13 protein-coding genes, 1 tRNA gene and 1 riboswitch are annotated in these 14,524 nt (G+C 63.1%); of the genes, 7 read left to right on the top strand and 7 right to left on the bottom strand.

The annotated features are described in order from the left end of the window. Window positions 1-69: 69 nt before the first annotated feature. Both A9K71_RS14930 and A9K71_RS31525 read right to left on the bottom strand, forming a co-directional pair. Window positions 70-825 (bottom strand): glycosyltransferase, encoded by a 756-nt coding sequence (locus tag A9K71_RS14930; RefSeq protein WP_066996800.1) that lies wholly within the window; start codon window positions 823-825, stop codon window positions 70-72. Further along, window positions 804-1,739: a hypothetical protein gene (locus A9K71_RS31525; RefSeq protein WP_197504233.1), complete on the bottom strand. Its 936-nt coding sequence runs from the start codon at window positions 1,737-1,739 to the stop codon at window positions 804-806. The genes A9K71_RS14930 and A9K71_RS31525 overlap by 22 nt, the downstream gene beginning before the upstream one ends. A 50-nt stretch (window positions 1,740-1,789) precedes the next feature. Between A9K71_RS31525 and A9K71_RS14915 the strand changes: the two genes are divergently transcribed. Beyond that, window positions 1,790-1,863 (top strand) — tRNA-Gly (locus A9K71_RS14915). Between the two features lie 88 nt (window positions 1,864-1,951). On the opposite strand, the gene A9K71_RS14910 is transcribed toward A9K71_RS14915, so the two are convergent. Next, window positions 1,952-2,425 carry a hypothetical protein gene (locus tag A9K71_RS14910; protein WP_082980527.1) on the bottom strand — a complete coding sequence of 158 codons (474 nt, stop codon included), beginning with the start codon at window positions 2,423-2,425 and terminating at the stop codon, window positions 1,952-1,954. 233 nt (window positions 2,426-2,658) lie between these two features. On the opposite strand from A9K71_RS14910, the gene A9K71_RS31520 reads away from it, so the two are divergent. After that, entirely contained in the window at window positions 2,659-3,114 is a 456-nt protein-coding gene (locus tag A9K71_RS31520) for a hypothetical protein (protein WP_156752682.1), read from the top strand. Between the two features lie 122 nt (window positions 3,115-3,236). Here the strand turns inward: A9K71_RS31520 and A9K71_RS14895 are convergent, their stop codons facing one another. Further along, window positions 3,237-4,226 carry a LysR substrate-binding domain-containing protein gene (locus A9K71_RS14895; protein WP_066996786.1) on the bottom strand — a complete coding sequence of 330 codons (990 nt, stop codon included), beginning with the start codon at window positions 4,224-4,226 and terminating at the stop codon, window positions 3,237-3,239. 293 nt (window positions 4,227-4,519) lie between these two features. On the opposite strand from A9K71_RS14895, the gene chvE reads away from it, so the two are divergent. From chvE to araD1, 4 genes are all read left to right on the top strand, one after another. After that, window positions 4,520-5,590 (top strand): multiple monosaccharide ABC transporter substrate-binding protein, encoded by a 1,071-nt coding sequence (gene chvE / locus A9K71_RS14890; RefSeq protein ID WP_066996783.1) that lies wholly within the window; start codon window positions 4,520-4,522, stop codon window positions 5,588-5,590. A gap of 188 nt (window positions 5,591-5,778) precedes the next feature. After that, the gene (mmsA, locus tag A9K71_RS14885; RefSeq protein WP_066996781.1) at window positions 5,779-7,314 is read left to right on the top strand and encodes a multiple monosaccharide ABC transporter ATP-binding protein; all 1,536 of its coding nucleotides are present in this window, start codon (window positions 5,779-5,781) and stop codon (window positions 7,312-7,314) included. After that, window positions 7,311-8,603: a multiple monosaccharide ABC transporter permease gene (gene mmsB / locus A9K71_RS14880; RefSeq protein WP_066996778.1), complete on the top strand. Its 1,293-nt coding sequence runs from the start codon at window positions 7,311-7,313 to the stop codon at window positions 8,601-8,603. The genes mmsA and mmsB overlap by 4 nt, the downstream gene beginning before the upstream one ends. A gap of 208 nt (window positions 8,604-8,811) precedes the next feature. Beyond that, complete coding sequence (araD1, locus tag A9K71_RS14875; RefSeq protein WP_066996775.1) at window positions 8,812-9,801, top strand: AraD1 family protein; 990 nt, start codon at window positions 8,812-8,814, stop codon at window positions 9,799-9,801. 49 nt (window positions 9,802-9,850) lie between these two features. Here the strand turns inward: araD1 and A9K71_RS14870 are convergent, their stop codons facing one another. Both A9K71_RS14870 and A9K71_RS14865 read right to left on the bottom strand, forming a co-directional pair. Beyond that, window positions 9,851-10,618 carry an ABC transporter substrate-binding protein gene (locus A9K71_RS14870; RefSeq protein ID WP_082980530.1) on the bottom strand — a complete coding sequence of 256 codons (768 nt, stop codon included), beginning with the start codon at window positions 10,616-10,618 and terminating at the stop codon, window positions 9,851-9,853. A gap of 87 nt (window positions 10,619-10,705) precedes the next feature. Then, window positions 10,706-11,800 carry a 2'-deoxycytidine 5'-triphosphate deaminase gene (locus A9K71_RS14865; protein ID WP_066996865.1) on the bottom strand — a complete coding sequence of 365 codons (1,095 nt, stop codon included), beginning with the start codon at window positions 11,798-11,800 and terminating at the stop codon, window positions 10,706-10,708. A 135-nt stretch (window positions 11,801-11,935) separates the two neighbouring features. Continuing rightward, window positions 11,936-12,013: riboswitch (SAM riboswitch) on the top strand. 56 nt (window positions 12,014-12,069) lie between these two features. On the opposite strand from A9K71_RS14865, the gene A9K71_RS14860 reads away from it, so the two are divergent. Then, window positions 12,070-13,260 (top strand): O-succinylhomoserine sulfhydrylase, encoded by a 1,191-nt coding sequence (locus A9K71_RS14860; RefSeq protein ID WP_066996773.1) that lies wholly within the window; start codon window positions 12,070-12,072, stop codon window positions 13,258-13,260. A 41-nt stretch (window positions 13,261-13,301) separates the two neighbouring features. Here the strand turns inward: A9K71_RS14860 and A9K71_RS14855 are convergent, their stop codons facing one another. Next, the gene (locus A9K71_RS14855) at window positions 13,302-14,447 is read right to left on the bottom strand and encodes a ceramide glucosyltransferase (protein ID WP_066996770.1); all 1,146 of its coding nucleotides are present in this window, start codon (window positions 14,445-14,447) and stop codon (window positions 13,302-13,304) included. Window positions 14,448-14,524: the final 77 nt, after the last annotated feature.

The raw sequence follows: 14,524 nt of genomic DNA, 5'->3' as shown, positions 1-14,524 counted from the left end.
CCGCAGCGCAAAGCTATCCTGCTGGCGGCCTTGATAGCCCAATCCGGCCGGCACACGTGGCTCGCACGGTCAGATTCGCCATCGGAAGATGCGGGCCCAAAGCGGCCGGTCGCGGTAGACTTCCCTGGAGCGCCACAGCCTGTTGTAGCGGTTGCCGCCGCCGATACCGAGGTGCGATATCGGCTTGCCGCCCCGCTTGCGCTTGATCGCGACCGGCTCGCCATCATGGCTGAGGCAATGGCCAAAATCCGCGGACGGCTGAAGAGGCGCGGCAGACGGCACCGACCTGAGGGCTTCGCCGACGATGAGGTCTTCCGGCTCGCAGGTCAGCGCGACGGCCTTGCCGAACAAGGTCGGGCCTGTGGGGCAGAGCGCGGTCGGCCCGTAATATTCCCGTTTCACATTGGCGCAGACAAGCTCGATCGCCTTGGCGAGCGCCTTGTGGCGAGGCGGCGCGGCAACAACCCCGATGCTGGTGTCCCACGGGGTCGAGCTGAGGAAATCGCGAAAGATCGACAATTTTCCATCAGCGCGAGGCACTCCGCGCAGGAAGAAATAGGAAAGATCGGCATAAAGGCCGCCTTGCTCATAAAGCAGACAATATTTGGCGAGGTCCGCCTTGTATGAATAAGGTCGCAGCGTCCTGAAAGCCGAAAGCACCTCTGCTCCGAAATGCGTCGAAATGAACTCCGCCAACGCCGCTTCCCGGAAAAGGCGGTGCTCTTCGCCAGGATGAGCAGCCGTGAGCGAGTGGATGTTTTCGGCAACGAGCCCGGAAAGGTGCTCGCTGCCGTCGTCGGTGATCAGAATGCTGAAGAGAGGCATCCGGCTTCCGTCTCGATCAGGGTGCCTTGGTGAGCCTTCAACTTGCCCCAGTCGCGCCACTGGTGGGGACTGGCCTTCAGATAGGCCAGGTGCCGATCGGCGAAGTCTTGCGCGGCGCTCTGGATCAGTTCGGCCTTGTCCTGGCCGCGATCAAGATCGATCGGATTTTCCACAGTCACCCGTATCTTGCCTGTGCTGTCGTCACGAACGACGAAGACCGGCAGCAGGGGAGCGCCGGCGATCCTGGCCAAGCGGGGCGCGCCGCCGGCAAATTCAATGGCCGACTGGCCGATCCGCGCGCGCACCAGCAGCTCACCCTCCCAGGCGCCAGCGGTGATGGACGCAAACTTGCCCTGGCGAAGCAACCGCCTCGCCTCGTTCATGCTGGCGGCGGGATTGGCGCGGTCTATCACGATACGGCCCGCCGCATATCTGAGCTCGACGCAGGTTCTGATCGGGTTGAGGAACCGGATGCCGAAGCGCGATTTCGAGAAACCATGCTCCGGCCTGCTGACGTGAGAGACGTCGAAGCCGGCTTTGGCGAAAACCATCTTCGCCGCAAGCGCGTTGAAGGCGAAATGCGCAATCCACAGGACGGCGCCACGGCCCTGTTCGCGCGCCGCATCGAGATGCTCGGCGCCGAGGAGTTCGATCTCGGGTCGCCAGCCGACGAGCCACTCGCGGACGATCTGGATGTTGTGTTCACTGCGCATCGCGTCGACTCGGAGCCGGTCTTCCCGGCCGGCTATGCCAAAGGCGGCAAGATCCGATTGCGCACCGACGTCGCGCTGAGACTCAGGCGCCCGTTTCAGCCGCTCCAGCCAAAGGCAGACACTGCGCCATCTCTTCTCAGGCATGAAAAGAGAGACGAATACAAAAACAGGAAGCCTCAGCAGGAATCCGAGATCTTCCACAGCATCGCCGATTGCTAGATGCGGGGCCATCATGGTAACGAGGCTGTTGCGCGGGTATGATGTAATGGTAGCCTGTCAGCTTCCCAAGCTGAACGCGCGGGTTCGATTCCCGCTACCCGCTCCATCCCTCGCTACAGTGCCACCCGGCCCGCTGCGATCAGGCAGAGCGTCCTCAAGCGGCCGAAGGCGAATGCGATCGTTGCCGTTAGCGGTCATGCCAGCACGCCGCAGAGGGGAAGATGCTTTGCGGCCTCGGCGGCTTCCATCCGCACGATGGTGTGCGACAGGCCGCCGTGTTCCTCGATCCACAGGCGAACCCAGTCGGGATATTGCGAGATCAGGTAACCGGCGGCGATTGCGTTCTCATGGGCGCCGACGCCGTAAGGCAGATGGAAGCCGAAGGATGCACGCGGCGTGATGCAAAGCTGCTCGGCGGGCAAAGACAGATAGAGCGTGCAGGCGCTGTCGCAGGCACCGTCAAATTCCACAGGCTCGTTCGCGGCGCGCAGCTCGGCGACGTGCAAAGCGAAGATCACGATCTGACCGCCGGGATTTTCCTGCACCGTTTCGGCATCTGCGGGCAGCGTTGTCAGGGCGGCGGCGAGGAACGCTAGCGCCTTGGCTATCAGCCTCCGCTTAACCCGCGCGCGCGGCAGATCGGCGTGCATGTTGGTGACCTCGCTCATCCGGCGAGACCAAGGCTAACATTGCGATGGTTAACAACAGGCAGCTTTGAAAACATCGAACATCCAGATCGCCCAACTGCCCGCATCCTCTCAACAGCAGGGGGACTGGAAAATCAACGTGCTTTTTGACCGCACTCCGAAGGGAGCCACCTCGTTCGGCGAAAGCGCGCAAACGAAAGAGCCGCTCGAAAGGCGAGGGGCTTGGGCCCTAGAAGAGGATCGCCGCGCGATCTATGGCGAAAAAGAAGCCAGCCACCTTGCGGCGGCCGGCTCTGGACCGGTTGAGCAATCCAGGACCACGTCTCGGTCCGGAATTCCGTAAAAACAGTTCTTTACTGCGGGTGAGCGGCTCTTATCCAAAGCTGAACCGCTATGGACCCCTAAAGCCAAAAGCCAATCCAAACACGTTCGCGCCAGCAGCGGCGACGCCAGCGGCCACGACGCCAGTAGCGGCGGCAAACACGTCTCCAAACGCGGCGCCGTCTGCGGCGGCGACGGCCGTGATGCCAATGACGATGGTAAACCTGCTCCACTTCAGCCCGTTCGTCTCCATCCTCGAAGACGGCGGTATCGGGCTTATCGAGTTCATCGAGAATTCCGTTGCCGCTTGGAATTCCGGCAACCGCCCTACTGGGGCCAGCCAGGGTTGCAATTGCCGCTGCCCCCGCAACGCCAAGGATTCCAGTTAGAAACAAGCGACGTTCCATCAAAGACCTCCCGATAGTTCAGCATCGGCAGGTGGTTCCCTCACCCAAACGGGCTCCAGCGAACTGCCGATCTGTTTGAACGCACAGGTAGCATTCTCGTTCCATTACCCCACTTCGCGCAGGATGAAGTCGTGCAGCATCTTGGCGGCGGGCGAGAGCGCCCGGTTCCTGACCGTGATCAGGCTGTAGGGCCGGACCTCGATGTCGAACTCGGTCTGAACGACATCGATCGCTCCGGACAGCCCGTCGCCGCTCTGGATGAACTTGGCCACCTGTACTGAAACGGGGGCGATGGCGTCAGATTGCGCCACCATTACCAGCGTCAAGAGCAGCGACGAGGTGTTGAGGATGCGGTCGGGAAGCGGGATGCTGCGGTTCAAGAAATTGCTTTCCATCGCCTGGCGCAGGGGCGAGCCGCCGGACTGGAAGACCCAATCATAGGCAGCCGTCTCCTCCAGGCCGACCATCCCGCCGCCGGCAAGCGGATGGCCGCGGCGCACGATCAGGCAGGCCTTCTCGATGCCGATGACGCGCGATTCGAACAGCCGCGGATTGAGGTCGTCGGGGATGCGGGCGATGATAAAGTCGTGGCGGGAGGCGATCAGCTCGCGGGCGAGCACGTTCGAGGTCTCGACCTGCATGGTGATCTCGATGCGCGGATAGATGCGGCGGATCTCGCGAATCGCCGGCACCGCCAGCTCGATCGCCGGCGCGGTCACGGCGCCGAGAAACACCGAGCCGCCTTTGCCTGCCTTGAGCTCCGAAATCTCCCGGTCGGCTTCGCGCATTTCGAGCAGGATGGAGCGGGCGCGCCTGGCGAGCGCCTGACCGTAAGGGGTCAGCGTCACGCCGCGCGGCAGCCGCTCGCATAATTTCACGTCGAGCACCGCCTCCATCTCGGCAATCATGCGCGAGGCCGCCGGCTGGGAAATATTCATAACCTGGGCGGCGGCGCTCACCCGTCCGTGATCGTCGAGCGCGGCGATCATCCGCATATGGCGCAGGCTCAGGCCGCTGCGCAGCAGCGTTTCACCGTCCCCCGGAAGCTTCTCGTAATTTCCTGAAATCGTATCAGGATCGCGCAGCGCCGCCATGATTTCCCAGCCTCTCCGGCAGTTCTCTGCGCTACGCTAAATCATACCAGTTTCGGTATAGCAACCAGCAAAGATCGCATTTGACAGTTATGTCAAAGGGACACACCCTTCGCGCGTTCCGAGACGCAGCGATCGGCAACGAGCAAAATCGTATCGATTGAAACTGCGTCGCGGGGCCGATTGGGAGGATACCGGAGATCGATAAAGCCGACAGAGGCGCGATTGCGCTCCTGTTCGACTGCGCGGCCCGCGAAGCCCCGAGGTGTCGCGTCCATCAACCAGGGAGAGTAAATGTGAAGATCATCAAGACGCTGGCCGCCGTCGCGGCCCTTGGCATTGCCGCCACGACCTATTCGGCGCACGCCGCCGACAAGGGTCTCGTCGGCGTGCTGATGCCGACCAAGACCTCGCAGCGCTGGATCAACGACGGCGACGCCGTCAAGTCCCAGCTCGAAGCGCTCGGCTACACGGTCGACCTGCAATACGCGCAGGACGACATCCCGAACCAGCTCAGCCAGCTGGAAAACGAGATCACGAAAGGCCCGAAAGCGCTGATCATCGCTTCGATCGACGGCACCACCATGGCCGATGCGCTGCAGAAGGCCAATGACGCAGGCGTCGTCACCATCGCCTATGACCGGCTGATCAAGAAGACCCCGAATGTCGACTACTACACCACCTTCGACAATTTCGGCGTCGGCGTGATCCAGGCGAATTCCCTGGTCAAGGGCCTCAAGGAGCGCTTCCCGAACACCAAGCCGTGGAACGTCGAGCTGTTCGGCGGCTCGCCCGACGACAACAACGCCTTCTTCTTCTACAACGGCGCGATGTCGGTCCTGCAGCCGCTGATCGACGACGGCTCGATCAAGATCAAGTCCGGCCAGATGGGCATGGACAAGGTCGGCACACTGCGCTGGCTCGCCGCCACCGCCCAGGCCCGCATGGACAACCTGCTCTCGGCCAACTACTCGGACGGCAGCCGCGTCGATGGCGTTCTGTCGCCCTATGACGGCCTGTCCCGCGGCATCACCGCCTCGCTGCGCGCTGTCGGCTACGGCACGGATGCTCAGCCCTGGCCGATCGTGACCGGTCAGGACGCCGAGACCGCCTCGGTCAAGCTGATCATTTCGGGCGAGCAGTATTCGACCGTGTTCAAGGACACCCGCGAGCTGGCCAAGGCCACCGTGCAGCTGGTCGACAAGGTGCTCTCCGGCGGCAAGCCCGACGGCCTCGACACCAAGACCTACAACAACGACGTCAAGGTCGTTCCCTCGATTCTCTTGACGCCGCACGAGGTCGACAAGTCGAACTACAAGGCGCTGGTCGTCGACTCCGGCTACATCAAGGCCGAAGAGCTGAAGTAATCCAGCCTTTAAGGGAGGGGTCCTGCGCGACGCAGGGCCCCTTTTCGTTCAGAAGCGACCCCGGTATTGTTTTTGCCGGCTTCTGCAGCGCCATGCGCCATCGCGGCGCGAGCCAGACTGCAGTATGTTGATTTCGCGCATAACGTTTTCCGGAAACGGAAGGCCTGCGCCAGGGAGCGGAATTCCTGATGAGCTCGACGATTTTGGAGATGCGCGACATCACCAAGACGTTCCCCGGCGTGAAGGCGCTGTCGAACGTGAACCTCAGCGTCGAGGAAGGAGAGATCCACGCCATCGTCGGCGAGAACGGCGCCGGCAAATCGACCCTGATGAAGGTGCTGTCGGGCGTCTACCCGACCGGTACCTATGAAGGCGAGATCGTCTTTCGCGGTCAGGAATGCCACTTCAAGGGTATCCATGACAGCGAGCATATCGGCATCGTCATCATCCACCAGGAACTTGCCCTGGTGCCGATGCTGTCGATCGCGGAAAACATCTTCCTGGGCAACGAGCACTCCAGCTACGGCGTCATCGACTGGAACGCCAACGAGAAGCGCACCAAGGCCCTGCTCGACAAAGTCGGCTTGAAGGAAGATCCCAAGACGCTGATCACCAATATCGGCGTCGGCAAGCAGCAACTGGTCGAGATCGCCAAGGCGCTCAGCAAGGAAGTGAAGCTGCTGATCCTTGACGAGCCGACCGCCTCGCTCAGCGAAAAGGACAGCCAGGCGCTGCTCGATCTTCTGCTCGAGTTCAAGCGCCAGGGCATGACCTCGATCCTGATCTCGCACAAGCTCAACGAGGTGAACCGCGTCGCCGACAAGGTGACGGTGATCCGCGACGGGCGCACCATCGAGACCCTGCCCAGGAAGGACATCAGCGAGGACCGGATCATCACTTCGATGGTCGGCCGCTCGCTCGACGACCGCTACCCGCCGCGCGAGCCGCAGATCGGCGAGGTTATTTTCGAAGTGAAAAACTGGTCGGTGTACCATCCGATCCACGCCGAGCGGCAGGTGATCAAGAATGTCAACCTCAACGTGCGCAAGGGCGAGGTGGTCGGCATTGCCGGGCTGATGGGCGCCGGCCGCACCGAATTCGCGATGAGCCTGTTCGGCCGTTCCTATGGCCGGCATATCAGCGGCGAGGTCCTGCTCAGGGGTAAGCCTCTCGATCTTTCGACGGTGAGCAAGGCGGTGGAGAACCGGATCGCCTATGTCACCGAGGACCGCAAGACCTTTGGCCTCAACCTCATCGACCACATCAAGCACAATGTGACGCTGGCCAATTTGGGAGGCGTCTCCAGCCGCGGCGTCATCGACGACATGCGCGAGATGAGCGTCGCCAACGACTATCGCAAGAAGACCAACATCCGCGCATCCAGCGTCTATCAGCTGACCGGCAATCTTTCGGGCGGCAACCAGCAAAAGGTGGTGCTGTCGAAATGGCTGTTCGCCGACCCGGAAGTGCTGATCCTCGACGAACCGACGCGCGGCATTGACGTCGGCGCCAAGTACGAAATCTACACGATCATCGCCCGCCTCGCCGCCGAGGGAAAGGCAATCGTCGTCATCTCGTCGGAAATGCCGGAATTGCTCGGCATCACCGACCGCATCTATGTCATGAACGAAGGGCGTATCGTCGGCGAAATGGCGGCAAGCGACGCCAGCCAGGAAAAGATCATGCGCGCCATCGTTCGGGGAGAAGGAAAAAAAGCCTCATGAGCACAGAAAGCGCTCCCGCGCCGCAGAGCGGCGTCGCCGAAGACGTCAAGCATGGTCCGCGCGTCGCCGTTTCGGCGCTGACGACGAACCTGCGCGAATACGGCCTGATCATCGCGCTGATCGTCATCATGCTGTTCTTCCAGTACACGACGTCCGGCACGCTGTTCAAACCGGTCAACCTCAGCAACCTGGTGCAGCAGAACTCGTTCATCATCGTGATGGCGCTTGGCATGCTGCTGGTGATCGTCGCCGGCTATATCGACCTCAGCGTGGGATCGGTCGCCGGCTTCATCGGCGCGCTTGCCGCAATGATGATGGTCATCTGGCCGCTCGGGATATTCAGCAATCCGCTGGTGGTCTCTATCGTTTGCCTGATCGTCGGTGCGCTTATCGGCGCGGCGCAAGGCTACTGGATCGCCTATCACCGAATACCGAGCTTCATCGTGACGCTGGCGGGCATGCTGATCTTCCGCGGCATCTGCCAGGCACTGCTTGGCGGCGGCTCCTCGGTCGGCCCGCTTCCCGACAGTTTCAAGGCGCTGAGCTCGGGCTTCATCCCGGACGTCATCGGGCCGCTGACGCTCATTCCGCCGACGGTGAATGCGGCCGGCAAGACCATCGTCGGCAGCGGCCTTACGCTGCACATGACGACGATCGTGCTCGGTCTGGTCGCGGTGCTCGCCTATGCCTATTTCGGCTTCAGAACACGGCGTAAGCGCGAACGGCATGGCTATGAGGCGGAGCCCTTCCCGCTGTTCGTCGTCAAGACGCTGGTCGGCAGCGCGCTGGCGCTGTTCCTGGTCTTCCAGTTCGCCAGCTACAGGGGCCTGCCGGTGGTGCTTCTGGTGATGGGCGTGCTGATCTCGCTGTTCGTCTTCGTCACCAAGCGCATGACCATCGGCCGCCGCATCTATGCGATGGGCGGCAACGCCAAGGCGGCGCAGCTGTCGGGCATCAACACCGAACGGCTGACGCTGCTCGTCTTCATCAACATGGGCGTGCTGTCGGCGCTCGGCGGCCTGATCATCGCCGCTCGCCTCGGCCAGGCCGTCCCGGCCGCAGGTCTGGGCAGCGAACTCGACGTGATCGCCGCCGTCTTCATCGGCGGCGCTTCGGCGATGGGCGGCGTCGGACAGGTCATCGGCGCCGTGGTCGGCGGCTTCATCATGGGCGTGATGAACAACGGCATGTCGATCATGGGCGTCAATGTCGACTGGCAGCAGGTGGTCAAAGGCTTGGTGCTGCTCGGTGCCGTCATCTTCGACGTCTACAACAAGAACAAGGCGTAGAGGCCGGAGGCAAGGACTAAGGAGGCATACGGGTTCTAGATCGCGAAGCTGCCGGCAACCCGTCGGCGCGAAGAAGTCTTGGAAGGACCAGGCTCGCGAGTGCAATCCGGACAAAGAGTTTCAACCGTGGCGCGGATCGGTTCCGGGCCGCGCCGGTCAGGGCTTGCCAATCGGCAGCCGGGCCAAGGCAAAAGAGAGAGGGTTCATCATGCTGATTTCCCAGATCCTCGATGACGCCGAGACGATCCGCGTCGTTGCCCGCAGCGGCGGCAAGACCCGGATCATCAACGGCGCGCGCAGCGTCTATTCGCTGGCGATGGAGGCAGCCCGCACCGGGACCGGGCTCGAGGCGCTGATCGAGCGCAAGGGCTATGGCGAGACGGTCGACCTCGACGCCGTCTACAAGAAGGGACGCCTGGTATCGCCAATCAACCATCCCGACCCCGCGCATCTTCACCTTACCGGCACCGGGCTTACACATCTCGGCTCCGCCGCGACACGCGATTCCATGCACAAGAAGCTCAGCGACGGCGAGGAGCAACTCACCGATTCCATGAAGATGTTCCGCATGGGGCTGGAGGGCGGCAAGCCGGCAAAGGGCGAGATCGGCGTGCAGCCGGAATGGTTCTACAAGGGCAACGGCACGATGGCGGTGGCGCCCGGTGCCGCGCTGATGTCGCCGGCCTTCGCGCAAGACGCCGGCGAGGAGCCGGAGATCGCCGGCATCTATGTCATCGGCGACGACGGCGCGCCGTTCCGCGTCGGCTTCACGCTGTCCAACGAGTTTTCCGACCATGTGACCGAGCGCGTGAACTACCTGTTCCTCGCCCATTCCAAGCTGCGCAACGCCTCGTTCGGACCGGAAATCCTGATCGGCGAGCTGCCCGCCGACATCAGGGGCTCTTCACGAATCTGGCGCGACGGCAAAGTGCTTTGGGAAAAGCCGTTCCTGTCCGGCGAGGCGAACATGTCGCACACCATCGCCAATCTCGAGCATCACCACTTCAAATATTCGGCCTTCCGCCAGCCTGGCGACGTGCATGTGCACATGTTCGGCACCGCCACGCTCTCCTTCGCCGACGGCGTAAGGACCGAGGAAGGCGACACGTTCGAGATCGAGGCCAAGGATTTCGGCCTGCCGCTGCGCAACCCGCTCGAGATCGAGAAGCCGGTGAAGGTGGCGGTGAAGGCGCTGTGAGGTTAGAGCGTGATCTCCCCCACGAGGGGGGAGATTGGCAGCTTCAACCTCAATAAATATCGAAATCGAAATACTTCGACTGGATCTTCTCGTAGGTGCCGTCGGCAACGATGGCGTCGATTGCCGCGTTGAGGCGGTCGCGCAGAGCGGTGTCCTCCAGGCGCACGGCGATGCCGGCCTCGGTCTCGGTGCCCTTGACGTCGCCGACCAGCTTGCAGCAGCCGTCGCTCGCCTTCTTCATCCAGTCGACCAGCACGAACTTGTCCGAGATGACGGCGTCGAGACGGCCGTTGAGCAGATCGGTCACCGCCTCTTCCTGGGTCGGGTAGAGCTTCGCCTCGGCGCCGGCCTTGGCGTAGACGTCCTGGGCGTAGTTGGCCTGGGTGGTCGAGGCCTGGGCACCGACCGTCTTGCCGGCAAGCGAGGCCGGCTCGGTCGAGGCGATGTCGGCGTCCTTCAGGGCGACCAGCGCAAGCGGCGTCGTGTAGTATTTATGGGTGAAGGCGACCTGCTTCTTGCGTTCCTCGGTGATGCTCATCGAGGCGATGATGGCGTCGAATTTCTTGGCCTGCAGGGCCGGAATGATGCCATCCCAATCCTGGGTGACGATCTCGCATTCGACCTTCATCTGCGCGCAGAGCGCATTGGCGATGTCGATGTCGAAGCCTTCGACCTTGCCGTCCGGCGTGATGGTGTTGAAGGGCGGATAGGCGCCCTCGGTGCCGATCTTGATCTTTTCGGCCGCGTCTACCGAACCGACGCCGAGCGCCAGCATGGCGGCGGCCGCAGCCGACAGGATCCATCTGGATATCTGCATTTTCATCCCCTTGGCTTCAGTTGCTACATGGTCGGACGCAGCCAAGCACGGCGCGCCAGGCCGGGCAAGCACAGCCTGGTTGGGCGATCAGCGCGCGGCGCGGAAATGCTTGGAGAGCTTCAGCCCCTGCGCCTGATAGTTGGAGCCCAACTCGCTGCCATAAAGCGCCTGCGGCCGCTTCAGCATATGCTCGTAGACGAGGCGACCGACGATCTGGCCGTGGTCGAGGATGAACGGCACCTCGTGGCTGCGCACTTCAAGCACCGCGCGACTGCCGCTGCCGCCGGCGGCGGAATGGCCGAAGCCCGGGTCGAAAAAGCCGGCATAGTGGACACGGAACTCGCCGACCAGCGGATCGAAAGGCGTCATCTCGGCGGCATAGAGCGGCGGCACGTGCACGGCTTCGCGAGAGACCAGGATGTAGAACTCGTCCGGGTCGAGCACGAGCTCGCCGGCCCCGCTCTTGTAGAGCGGTTCCCAGAAGTCGACCACATCCTGAGCGGCGCGCTTGTCGACGTCGACGAGGCCGGTGTGGTGCTTGCCGCGATAGCCGACCAGGCCGTCCTTGTCGCCGTCGAGATCGATAGAGAGCGCAATGCCGCCGCCGGAGATGTTGGGCGGCTCGGTCGCAACCAGCATCTCGGCGTGATGGAGGTCACGCAACTCATTCTCCGACAGCACCGCGTTGCCGGTGCGGAAGCGGATCTGCGACAGGCGCGAGCCGGCGCGCACGACGATCGGGAAGGTGCGCGGGCTGACCTCAAGATAGAGCGGGCCATGATAGCCGGCGGCGATCTTATCGAACTCATGGCCGCGGTCGGTCATGACACGCGTGAAAATGTCGAGTCGTCCGGTCGAGCTCTTCGGGTTGGCCGAAGCCGAGACTTCCGCCGGCAGCGCCAGGCCTTCCTGCAGCGGCACGATGTAGACGCAGCCCGTCTCCAGCACCGCGCCCTCGGCGAGATTGATCTCATGCAGCTTCAGCCGGTCCAGCTTGTCGGCCACCAGATGATCGGGACCGGGCAGAAAGGAGGCGCGCACGCGAAAGGCCTTGTCGCCCAGTCTGAGATCGAGGCTGGCCGGCTGGATCTGGTTGGTGTCGAGCGCGCGCGGCGACTTCAGCGCGCCCGACTGGAAGAGCGCCGCGATGTCCTGATCGGGAAGAATGCCTGTCTGCCGCAATGTCTGGCTCCGGGCGAAGTCATTGTCGTCGCAGTTTCCTGTCGCAAAACCGCGGGACACTTTTGCGGAAGCTGCCTGGTACAAACCTCTTAATCAAGCCGGCAATTGACGCAAGCGCGGTGCGGGTCTAAAGGGTCGTTATCCCGTGGTGATTTGGCCGGTCGGCTTGCAGCCACGTTAAACAAGTCGCTAAAGGACCGTCGGGCCGCAAGGCCGTATGGACCGGTTGCGACGTCGCGGCCGGTTTTTTTGTGTTTGGAAGCAGGGCGATGACCAAGACGCGTAACTGGAAACCTCAGACGGCACTCGTGCATGGCGGGACGCTGCGTTCCGGCTTCGGCGAGACCGCCGAAGCGATGTATCTCACCCAGGGCTATGTCTACGAGACGGCCCAGGCAGCGGAAGCCCGCTTCAAGGGGGAGGAACCCGGCTTCATCTATTCGCGCTACGCCAACCCGACCGTCGATATGTTCGAGAAGCGCATGTGCGCGCTGGAAGGCGCCGAAGACGCACGCGCCACCGCTTCCGGCATGGCCGCCGTGTCCGCCGCTCTGCTCTGCAGCGTCAAGGCCGGCGATCACATCGTTGCGGCGCGAGCGCTGTTCGGCTCCTGCCGCTGGGTGGTCGAGACGCTGGCGCCGCGCTATGGCATCGAGGCGACGCTGATCGACGGCACCGACATTGCCAATTGGGAAAAAGCGGTCAGGCCGAATACCAAGCTGTTCTTCCTGGAAAGCCCGACCAACCCGACGCTGGAAGTGGTCGATATCGCCGCTGTCGCCGCTTTAGCCAATTCGATCGGCGCGCGCGTGATCGTCGACAACGTCTTTGCCACGCCGCTGCAGCAGAAGCCGCTGCAGCTCGGCGCCCATATCGTGGTCTACTCGGCGACCAAGCATATCGACGGCCAAGGCCGCTGCCTCGGCGGTGTCATCCTGTCGGACAAAAAGTGGATCGACGAGAACCTGCACGACTATTTCCGGCACACCGGCCCGAGCCTGTCGCCATTCAACGCATGGACGCTGCTGAAAGGCCTCGAAACGCTGCCGCTGCGCGTGCGCCAGCAGACCGAAAGCGCCGGCAAGATCGCGGACTTCCTGGCCGGCCGGCCGGAGATCGCCCGCGTCATCTATCCGGGCCGGGCCGACCATCCCCAGGCGGATATCGTCAGGAAGCAGATGTCGGGCGGCTCGACGCTGATCTGCCTTGACGTCAAGGGCGGCAAGCAGGCGGCCTTCGCCTTGCAGAACGCGCTCGACATCGTGCTGATCTCGAACAACCTCGGCGACGCAAAGAGCCTGATCACGCATCCGGCGACGACGACGCACAAAAACCTCAGCGACGGGGCGCGCGCCGAGCTCGGCATCGGACCAGGCACGCTCAGGCTCTCCGTCGGGCTGGAGGATACCGACGACCTGCTCGCCGACATCGAACAGGCGCTCAAGGCGGCGAAGGAATGAACCGCCACGGCGGCAAAGAGCGCGCTTGAGCCGCAGCCGGCTCAAGCAATCTCTTCGAGTTCAGTCATCCCGCTGTTGCGGATGGTCATTGCGTTGCCACGCCATTCGACGGCTCCGCCAAGCCAGCCGCGCGCCCAGATGGCGGGAAGCATCGCGTCGCGCACGATCATCGCGGTGACGCTGCGCGGCGACAGATACCAGTCCTTTGACCAGGCGAGCATGCATTCGGGCACATAGGCGATCGCCAGCACGCAGAGCGCGGTCGTGGGCAGGCTGACACCGGCGCTTGCCGCCGCAATCAGCGCCATAAGCAGCGGCGCCACCACACCGGTCAGGATTTCGGGCGCGAAGAACAATGGGAAGGTGACGCGGCGCAGCCGCGCCCAGCGCGCCTGGCGCGACCAGATTTCGGCGAGCGTGCGCTGGCCGAGCGGTTGCTCGAAGGGCGCGGCTACGAGATTGACCCGAAGGCCAAGGCTGTTGACCAGCTTGGTCGCCGCCGCGTCCTCGGCGATCTCGGCGGCCAAAGCCTGGATGCCGCCATTTGCATCCAGCATCGGCTTGTTCCACAGCATGCTCTTGCCCTGGGCGAAGCCAAGGCCGAGCGCTTCGCCGGCATATTGCCAGCGCGCCTGCAGCGTGTTGAGGAAGGCGCATTCGACCTCGGCCCAGAAACCGTCCGGCCGCGAGCCGATCGGCGTCGAGCAGACGAGGCCGGTGTCCGGCCGCCAGGCCGCCATCAGATGCTGGACATAGTCCTTGGGCATCAGGACGTTGGAGTCGGCCAGGATCACCCAGTCGTGCCGCGCCGCCCGCCAGCCCTTGATGCAGTTGTTTAGCTTGGGATTGGCGCTGATCCTGTCATCGCCGACGAGGAGCCGCGCCGGAACATTCGGAAATCTCGCGATGGCGGCGTTGATCAGCTTGACCACGGGATCTTCGCCGTGCGCGACGCAGAAGATCAGTTCGTAGCGCGGCCAATCGAGCGAGAAGGCGCGGTCGAGCGTCTCCTGCGTGAACGGCTCCACACCGCGCGACGGCACGACGATCGAGACAGGCGGCTGTTTGCTGGAAGGCGGAGGAATGATCCGCCTGGGCTTCAGCCGCGACGATGCGAGCAGGATGCTGGCAAGGTTGCAAAAAAGAAGGGCCGAGGAGGCAAAGACGGCTGCGAGGGTCAGTTCCATCGAGATCTGGTCACTCCGGAAAGGCCGCCCGCGGCCGTTTCATCACTCGACAGAGCGCCCGAGTCGCCCGCACGGTT

Source organism: Mesorhizobium sp. WSM3873, from assembly GCF_001672445.1.
In the GTDB taxonomy this organism is placed as follows: domain Bacteria; phylum Pseudomonadota; class Alphaproteobacteria; order Rhizobiales; family Rhizobiaceae; genus Mesorhizobium.
The sequence above is the reverse complement of the archived record's forward strand: the minus strand, read 5'-3'. Positions and strand labels throughout refer to the sequence as shown.

What these genes read in the sequence shown, in the direction of transcription:
- A9K71_RS14930 (WP_066996800.1), bottom strand. Translation starts at nt 825, where the DNA reads ATGCCTCTCTTCAGCATTCTGATCACCGACGACGGCAGCGAGCACCTT.
- mmsB (WP_066996778.1), top strand. Translation starts at nt 7,311, where the DNA reads ATGAGCACAGAAAGCGCTCCCGCGCCGCAGAGCGGCGTCGCCGAAGAC.
- A9K71_RS14870 (WP_082980530.1), bottom strand. Translation starts at nt 10,618, where the DNA reads ATGCAGATATCCAGATGGATCCTGTCGGCTGCGGCCGCCGCCATGCTG.
- A9K71_RS14910 (WP_082980527.1), bottom strand. Translation starts at nt 2,425, where the DNA reads ATGAGCGAGGTCACCAACATGCACGCCGATCTGCCGCGCGCGCGGGTT.
- A9K71_RS14895 (WP_066996786.1), bottom strand. Translation starts at nt 4,226, where the DNA reads ATGGCGGCGCTGCGCGATCCTGATACGATTTCAGGAAATTACGAGAAG.
- A9K71_RS14860 (WP_066996773.1), top strand. Translation starts at nt 12,070, where the DNA reads ATGACCAAGACGCGTAACTGGAAACCTCAGACGGCACTCGTGCATGGC.
- A9K71_RS31520 (WP_156752682.1), top strand. Translation starts at nt 2,659, where the DNA reads ATGGCGAAAAAGAAGCCAGCCACCTTGCGGCGGCCGGCTCTGGACCGG.
- araD1 (WP_066996775.1), top strand. Translation starts at nt 8,812, where the DNA reads ATGCTGATTTCCCAGATCCTCGATGACGCCGAGACGATCCGCGTCGTT.
- A9K71_RS14855 (WP_066996770.1), bottom strand. Translation starts at nt 14,447, where the DNA reads ATGGAACTGACCCTCGCAGCCGTCTTTGCCTCCTCGGCCCTTCTTTTT.
- mmsA (WP_066996781.1), top strand. Translation starts at nt 5,779, where the DNA reads ATGAGCTCGACGATTTTGGAGATGCGCGACATCACCAAGACGTTCCCC.